Origin of the sequence: Streptomyces sp. NPDC001027 (assembly GCF_040299045.1) — a bacterium.
Taxonomy (GTDB): domain Bacteria; phylum Actinomycetota; class Actinomycetes; order Streptomycetales; family Streptomycetaceae; genus Streptomyces.
This window is the reverse complement of the sequence record NZ_JBEPBI010000387.1, coordinates 1-5,075: the sequence shown is the minus strand read 5'-3', so window position 1 is coordinate 5,075 and position 5,075 is coordinate 1. Positions and strand designations below refer to the sequence as shown.

6 protein-coding genes are annotated in these 5,075 nt (G+C 74.4%); 5 read left to right on the top strand and 1 reads right to left on the bottom strand.

The annotated features are described in order from the left end of the window. Positions 1-125: 125 nt before the first annotated feature. From ABT300_RS41205 to ABT300_RS41190, 4 genes are all read left to right on the top strand, one after another. Entirely contained in the window at positions 126-1,130 is a 1,005-nt protein-coding gene (locus ABT300_RS41205; protein WP_351687489.1) for a Ppx/GppA family phosphatase, read from the top strand. 63 nt (positions 1,131-1,193) lie between these two features. Then, positions 1,194-1,388, top strand: a complete 195-nt coding sequence (locus ABT300_RS41200) for a hypothetical protein (protein ID WP_351687486.1) — start codon at positions 1,194-1,196, stop codon at positions 1,386-1,388. A 107-nt stretch (positions 1,389-1,495) separates the two neighbouring features. Further along, entirely contained in the window at positions 1,496-2,512 is a 1,017-nt protein-coding gene (locus ABT300_RS41195; protein WP_351687483.1) for an iron-containing redox enzyme family protein, read from the top strand. Between the two features lie 94 nt (positions 2,513-2,606). After that, positions 2,607-2,810: a CDGSH iron-sulfur domain-containing protein gene (locus tag ABT300_RS41190; RefSeq protein WP_351687481.1), complete on the top strand. Its 204-nt coding sequence runs from the start codon at positions 2,607-2,609 to the stop codon at positions 2,808-2,810. Between the two features lie 198 nt (positions 2,811-3,008). Here the strand turns inward: ABT300_RS41190 and ABT300_RS41185 are convergent, their stop codons facing one another. Then, positions 3,009-3,443, bottom strand: coding sequence for a subtilase-type protease inhibitor (locus ABT300_RS41185; RefSeq protein ID WP_351687479.1), 435 nt, complete (start codon positions 3,441-3,443; stop codon positions 3,009-3,011). Positions 3,444-3,864: 421 nt separating this feature from the next. Between ABT300_RS41185 and ABT300_RS41180 the strand changes: the two genes are divergently transcribed. Then, positions 3,865-5,034: a lactate 2-monooxygenase gene (locus tag ABT300_RS41180; RefSeq protein WP_351687477.1), complete on the top strand. Its 1,170-nt coding sequence runs from the start codon at positions 3,865-3,867 to the stop codon at positions 5,032-5,034. The last annotated feature ends 41 nt before the right edge of the window (positions 5,035-5,075 follow it).

Genomic DNA, 5,075 nt, shown 5'->3' with positions numbered 1-5,075 from the left:
GCACCGGACGGCGGCCCCTGCGGCGTCGGACCCCCAGCGGACTTCCCTTTGTCGTGATCGCCCACCGTCACGTTCCGTTCCTCCCCGGCGGCGCATGAAGGCACGGGCCTGGGTACTCGCGGTCCATGAGAATCAGCGTTCTGGACGTGGGGTCGAACACCGTGCGACTCGTGGTCGCCGACGCGGCGGGCGGAGTTCCGCTGCCGGTGCACACGGCCAAGTGGCGGCTGCGGCTGTCCGAGCAGGTCAAGCCCGGTGACCCCATTCCGGACGGGGCCGTGGAACGGCTCGTGCAGGCGGTCGCCGCCGCGGCCCGGACCGCGGACCGGTGGGGGGCCGCGGGGCCGCTCGCCTTCGCCACCGCCGTGGTCCGCGCCGCCCCCAACCGGCGGGAGGTGCTGCGCACGGTCCGCGCGCGCAGCGGCGTCGCGCTGTCCACCCTGCCGGGCGAGGTGGAGGCGGAGCTGACGTTCCTCGGCGCCCGGCGCTGGATGGGCTGGCGGTCGGGGCCGCTCGCCCTGCTGGACATCGGCGGCGGCTCCTTCGAGGTGGCCTTCGGCCGGGGCCGGCTGCCGGACTTCGTCGTCTCCCTGCCGTTGGGCGCGGCCCGCCTCACCCACGACCTCTTCGCGGACCAGGACCCGCCGTCCCCCGAGCTCCTGCGCGCGGCGCGCCGCCGGATCCGTCACCAGCTCAGGGACGTGGCCGCCCGGATCCGCTGGGAGGGCCCGCGCACCGCGGTGGCCACCTCCCGGACCTTCCAGCAGCTCGGCCGGCTGTGCGGGGCGCCGCCCGGGCGGCACGGCCCGTTCATGGACCGCACCCTGCGCCGCGACGACCTGCGCAAGGCCGTCGACACGCTGGCCGCCCTGCCCTCGGCCGAACGCGCCCGGCTGCCCGGCATCTCCGCGCCGCGCGCCGCGCAGAGCCTGGCCGGCGCGGTGATCGGGCACACGGCGATGAAGCTCACCGGGCTCTCCACGCTCACCGTCTGCCCCTGGGCGATCCGTGAGGGCGTCATGCTGCGGCATCTGGAGGACGGCCCGGCCTGGTGGGCGGAGGTCACCGGGCTCGCCGACGACGCGGACGCGGCCCCGGAGCCGATCCCGCTGCGCCTCGCGAAACACTGACACCGACACACCGACACCCGCACTGCCCCCGACACCGGCGCCGACCGGCGGAAGGAAGCCACCGTGCCCGACGACGAGCAGCGCCCCGACACCGGTCAGGACCGCCCCCGGACCGCTCTGGAGGAGGTCATCCAGGAGATAGAGGACGCCGAGACCCGCGTCGACGACCCGCAGGGCGAGCACTCCCGGCGCAGGGGCCAGGCCGCTGACGCTCTCACCGCCGACCGGCGCGCCCAGGAGGAGTCCCGGGGCGACTGACCCCGCGGACCGCGCCCCTCGGCCGGCCGCCGGGCGGCGCAGCGCCTCTCCTGCGCCGGACCGCAGACCGAGGGGTGTTTCCGCCGACCGCTGGGTACCCGGCCCGCATGGCACTCGACCTCGCAGGACCGCCGCTGCCGGACCCCCGGGGCCCGGTCTCCACGGCCGTCCGCGCCTATCTGGAGAACGCCGGCCCCCTACCGGCGGACGAGGCGGCGGCGTCCGCCTCCCCGTACGGCGACGACCTCCAGCTGGCCCTGTACCTCTGCTACGAGCTGCACTACCGAGGCTTCGCCGGGGTGTCCCCGGACCGCGAGTGGGATCCGGCGCTGCTGCGGGTCCGGGCCGCGCTGGAACACCGCTTCCTGACCGCCCTGCGCACGGACACACCCGTCCACGACTCCCTGGACGAGGCACTTGCGGAGATCCTGGTGGAGCCCGTCGAGGGCACGGGCGTCAGTCACTTCCTCGCCGCCGAGGGCGAGCTCTGGCAGCTGCGAGAGTACGCGGCCCAGCGCTCCCTGTACCACCTCAAGGAGGCGGACCCGCACGCGTGGGTGCTCCCGCGGCTGTGGGGCCGGGCCAAGGCGGCCATGGCGGCGGTGGAGTTCGACGAGTACGGCGGCGGCCGGCCCGAGCGCGTGCACGCCCGGCTCTTCGCGGACCTGATGGCGGACCTGGGGCTGGACACCGGCTACGGCCGCTACCTCGACGCGGCGTGCGCGCAGACGCTGGCCGTGGTCAACATGATGTCCCTGTTCGGCCTGCACCGGTCGCTGCGGGGCGCGCTGGTCGGCCACTTCGCGGCGGTGGAGATCACCTCCTCGCCCGGTTCACGGCGGCTCGCGCAGGCGATGCGCCGCGCGGACGCCGGCCCCGCCGCCGTCCACTTCTACGACGAGCACGTCGAGGCGGACGCCGTCCACGAGCAGGTCGTGCGCCACGAGGTCATCGCCGGCCTGCTCGAGGAGGAGCCCCGCCTCGCGGCCGACGTCGCGTTCGGCGTCGACGCGACCGGGATGCTGGAGGACCGTCTCGGCGAGCGCCTGCTGGCCGCCTGGCGCTCCGGCGAATCCGCCCTGCGGATCCCGCTGCCCGAGCGGGAGACCGCCCGCGCCTCCTGACCGGCCCCGCGTCGGCGCCGCCGACGCCCCCGGACGACGAGAAACGACCCGAAACGCACGAGAAGCGACGAGAACGAGAGGCCGGTGGTCGCCCATGTCGAACTCCCCCGCCGACGAGCCCTGCCGGATCAGCGTCCGACGCCGTGGGCCGCTGCTCGTCGAAGGCCCGGTGGAGGTGGAGTTGGAGGACGGCACCACCGCCTCCTCCGACCGCTTCCGGGTCGCTCTGTGCACCTGCCGGCGCAGCCGCCGCTATCCCTGGTGCGACACCAGCCACCGGGACCGGGAGCGCTCCTGAGCCATGCCCGCGGGCGGCGTCCGGCACGGCCGACGCGCGGCCCGGTCGTATACACGAAAAGCCCGGAGGCCGGCGGCAGCCCCACACCGCCTGTCCGGCCTCCGGGTACGAGATCACAGCGGTCCCGCGCCAGGGGCTCGCACTCCCCACTTCACGAGCCTGCCCTCGGTGTCCACGGGGACCACGTGATCCCGGTCCTCAGAACGCGAAGAGGCTGCTCTCGGCAGCGTTCTTCACGCACTCGTTGGCGAAGGTGTGGGCGAAGGCCATGCGTCGGCCCTGCCACACGCCGTCCACGGTGACGACCACCGGGTCGTACTGCCTGGTGCACACGGCGTGGCCGGGGCCGGCCAGGAGCTCCGGGTCGCCGCCGGCGGCGCGCAGTTCGGCGCAGGCCGACGCGGCGGCCGGATGGGTGCCGGAGGGCGTCGGAGCGCAGCTCAGGGTGACGGCCCGGGCAGCGTTGGCGGTGGCCGCGGTCTCTCCGTGGCCCACGGTCAGCACGAGTGCCGACGGGGCGTACAGGGAGGTCGGCGCTGCGGCCGGGGCGGCGACCGCGGATCCGGTGAGGGATCCGCAGACGGTTGCGGCCGTGAGGCCGAGGGTCGCTGCCCAGCGCGCGGTGTTCCGCATCGTGTGCATCCTTCCGCTCGATTCGGGGGTGTGCCGGTCCGACTCGGTCGGCGCCGAACGCGGCGAGCGCGAGTCTGCCGAGTCCGTCGCCGAATCTCACATCGACCCCATGGGTTTCGGTAACCTTGTGTGTTGAATCAGTGGCGTGAAGTCACTAAATTCGAACGTTCCAACGCCGAAAACAAGCGCTTCATGATCCCTTCGATCAGTTCGATGACCGGTTCTCATAGCTTCGTTAATCGGCCTGAAACATTCCGCTAGCGGCCCCGGCACCCCCGACGGGCGTCCCCCGGCGCCCCGACGATCTTTCCGACCCGCCGGTAGGGTCGCCCCCGCGGCGCCCGCGCCCGGGCGACGGCGCGACGGGACGGGACGCCCGGACCAGCGGGACGAACGGGACGACGAGAGACGGGACGCACGCATGGCCAAGCACTGGGGGGACTTCCAGTACGAGATCTATCTCAACGGGACGACCGGCGCGGTCCCCCGGCTGCCCACCGACCTGACCCGGCTGGAGGAGCTCGTCGAGCGGCGGCTCGCGCCGGGGCCGGTCGGCTATGTCTCGGGCAGCGCGGGTGACGGCAGCACGGCGCGGGCCAACCGGGCGGCGCTGGAGCGCCGCCGGATCGTCCCGCGCATGCTGCGCGACGTGCACGAGCGGGACCTGTCGGTCGAGGTGCTGGGCCGCACGCTGCCCGCGCCGCTGGCGCTGGCGCCGGTCGGCGTGCTGTCGATCATGCACCCGGAGGCGGAGTCCGCGGCGGCCCGGGCGGCGGCGGCACACGGGGTCCCGTACATCCTGTCGTCGGCCTCCAGCACCCCGATGGAGCAGGTGGCCGAGGCGATGGGGGACGCCGAGCGGTGGTTCCAGCTGTACTGGTCCAAGGACCGTGAAGTCACCCGCAGCTTTCTGGACCGGGCGAGGGCGAGCGGCTTCACGGTGCTGGTCGTCACCCTCGACACCCCGATGCTGGCCTGGCGGCCCCGCGACCTCGACCAGGCCTATCTGCCGTTCCTGCACGGCGTGGGCACCGCCAACTACTTCACCGACCCCGCCTTCGCGGCAGGTCTCGCCCGGCCCGTGCACGAGGACCCCGACGCGGCGGTGACGCACTTCGTGAGCCTGTTCGCGGACCCCGGCAAGACCTGGCCGGACCTGGCGTTCCTGCGGGAGCACTGGGACGGCCCGATCGTGCTCAAGGGCGTGCTGCACCCCGACGACGCCCGACTGGCGGCGGACGCCGGGATGGACGGCGTGGTGGTCTCCAACCACGGAGGCCGGCAGGTGGCCGGCTCGGTGGCGGCCGCCGACGCGCTGCCCCGGGTGGCGCGGGCGGTCGGCGACCGGCTGAGCGTGCTGTTCGACAGCGGGGTGCGCACCGGCGACGACGTCTTCAAGGCCCTCGCCCTCGGTGCGCGAGCGGTGCTGCTCGGCCGACCCTACGTCTACGGGCTCGGCCTGGACGGACAGTCCGGCGTCGACCACGTGATCCGCTGCCTGCTCGCCGAGTTCGACCTCACGCTGGCCCTGTGCGGCCACCGCGTCCCCACGACCGTCGGCCCCGAGGACCTGGTCGAGGAGGCCGGCTGACGGCCGGGGCGGGCCCGGGCGGACCGGGGCTCAGACGGCCC